Annotated in this window: 1 protein-coding gene; it reads right to left on the bottom strand. The window is 57.5% G+C overall.

Annotation, left to right across the window (positions count from 1 at the left end):
* Positions 1–149: 149 nt before the first annotated feature.
* Positions 150–950, bottom strand: an 801-nt coding sequence (locus tag TALK_RS21860) for an IS5-like element IS1384 family transposase (RefSeq protein WP_085621276.1), incomplete at its 5' end; no start/stop codon positions are given.

Genomic DNA, 950 nt, shown 5'->3' with positions numbered 1-950 from the left:
CTAAGGATGGTCTGAAGTAGCCATGTATTTCCCCGGCATACCACCTAGCGCAACTTTTAAACTCGCCAAATGATCAAAAAACAATCAATTCGACGAGTATTTCTTACGTTTTCGCCACCCGGACCCCACTCCGGTGGCCATTTCCCGCATTACAGGCGCACCTCTCCTGCATTCGTCAGTAAATGTCGGCGCGCCATCCACAGGTTCGACAGAGCGAACAGTGTCACCAGTTGCGCCGTGTTTTTGGCCAAGCCGCGAAAGCGCACCTTGGTGTAACCGAACTGGCGCTTGATTACCCGGAACGGATGCTCGACCTTGGCGCGCACCTGAGCCTTGGCCTTTTCAATCTTGCGCTTGGCTTTGTACAGCACGCTGCGCTTATCGAGTTTTTTGTAGGTGCTGCGGCGTGCCGCCACCTGCCAGATAACTTCACGTCCTTCATGCTCGGGCCGCTTTTCGACACCGGTGTAGCCTGCATCGGCGCAGACCACGTTTTCGTCGCCATGCAGCAATTTGTCCACCTGGGTGACATCCGCCACATTGGCCGCCGTGCCCACTACGCTGTGCACCAGACCCGATTCGTCATCGGCGCCGATGTGGGCCTTCATGCCAAAATAATACTGGTTTCCCTTCTTGGTCTGGTGCATTTCCGGGTCGCGCTTGCCGTCCTTGTTCTTGGTCGAACTGGGCGCATTGATCAGCGTTGCATCGACGATGGTGCCCTGGCGCAGCGACAGGCCGCGGTCGCCCAGATAGCCATTGATGACAGCGAGGATGCCGGCCGCCAGCTCGTGTTTCTCCAGCAAGCGGCGGAAGTTGAGAATGGTGGTTTCGTCGGGGATGCGCTCCAGGTTCAGCCCGGCAAACTGGCGCAGGATCGTGGTTTCGTACAGCGCTTCCTCCATCGCTGGATCGCTGTAGCCGAACCAGTTCTGCAGCAGATGCACACG

Origin of the sequence: Thalassospira alkalitolerans (genome assembly GCF_002115745.1) — a bacterium.
In the GTDB taxonomy this organism is placed as follows: domain Bacteria; phylum Pseudomonadota; class Alphaproteobacteria; order Rhodospirillales; family Thalassospiraceae; genus Thalassospira; species Thalassospira alkalitolerans.
This window is presented reverse-complemented; position numbering and strand designations above follow the sequence as displayed.